1 protein-coding gene and 1 pseudogene are annotated in these 1118 nt (G+C 73.4%); both read left to right on the top strand.

The features are described from left to right. A pseudogene (locus ABZ641_RS38890) lies at positions 1-189 on the top strand (dihydrolipoamide succinyltransferase); the annotation flags it as partial. Between the two features lie 68 nt (positions 190-257). Beyond that, a complete protein-coding gene (locus ABZ641_RS38885; RefSeq protein ID WP_344624171.1) occupies positions 258-1019 on the top strand; it encodes a hypothetical protein in 762 nt (253 codons plus the stop codon). Positions 1020-1118: the final 99 nt, after the last annotated feature.

Genomic DNA, 1118 nt, shown 5'->3' with positions numbered 1-1118 from the left:
CCGCCGGCCCCGCCCGCCCCCGCCCCGCGGAAGATCCGGATGCCTCCGGCCCAGCCGGCCGTCGCGCCCGCCCGGCACCGCAGCAGTTCGCCGGTGACCACGATGATGATCGTCACCGTCCCCGCGGTGCTCGCCGCCGCGGCCGCCAAGGTCCGCGGGAAGGCCGCCGCCCGCGGCAGCCGGTCCTGACCGGTCGGTCCCGCCGCCCCCGACCGGCCGTCGGCCGGTCGGCCATCCAGTGCTGAACAGGAGTTGTCATGTCGGAGTGGCTCGCCCTGGCGATCGCCATGGCGGCGTCCGTCCTGGTCGTCGTCGCCGTGGTGGTGCTGCGCCAGCGACGGGTCGGGGAGGACGACGACCCGTCCGAGACCCCGGACGTCATCGAGTACATCACCATGATGATCGGCGTGGTCTACGCGATCGTCCTCGGCCTCGCCATCGCCGGCGTCTGGGAGGCCCGCAGCGCCGCCCAGGACGAGGTGCTGAACGAGGCGCAGGCGCTGCACGAGGTCAGCGCCCGGGCCGAGGTGTACCCGGCCGACTTCCGGGCCCGGGTCCGCGGCGACGTGGACGCCTACGTGACCTTCGTGGTGAACACCGAGTGGGACCACATGCGGGAGAACGGCGAGATCTCGCCGCGCGGCACCGAGCTGCTCGCCAAGCTGCGCCAGGACGTCGCCTCGCGGGCCCCGCAGTCGGACCTGGAGGCGCAGGTCTACCAGCCGGTCATGGACCGGATCGCCGCGGCCGACGAGTCCCGCAACACCCGCGGCCAGAGCACCGGCCCGACCATGCCCGGGGTGGTGTGGTTCGGTCTGATCGTGGGCGCGGTGGTCACCGTCGGCATGGTGTTCGCGCTGCAGATCCGGCGCTCCCCGCGGGAGTTGATCCTGGCCGGCACCTTCAGCGCGCTGATCGCCTTCCTGCTGTTCCTGATCTGGGACTTCGACGATCCCTTCGGCCGGGGCGTCTCGGTGTCCACCCAGCCGTTCCTGGACCTCTTCCCGTCCCTGCTCTGAGCACGGACGCGTCCTGGGGGGCGCGGGGAACCGCACGGGTCCCCCCGCCCCGGGAGGGCCGCGACCGTCAGTAAGGGGTGACCAACACCGGGGGGGCGC

The sequence above is a fragment of the Kitasatospora sp. NPDC007106 genome, assembly GCF_040634455.1.
Taxonomy (GTDB): domain Bacteria; phylum Actinomycetota; class Actinomycetes; order Streptomycetales; family Streptomycetaceae; genus Kitasatospora; species Kitasatospora arboriphila.
The sequence above is the reverse complement of the archived record's forward strand: the minus strand, read 5'-3'. Positions and strand labels throughout refer to the sequence as shown.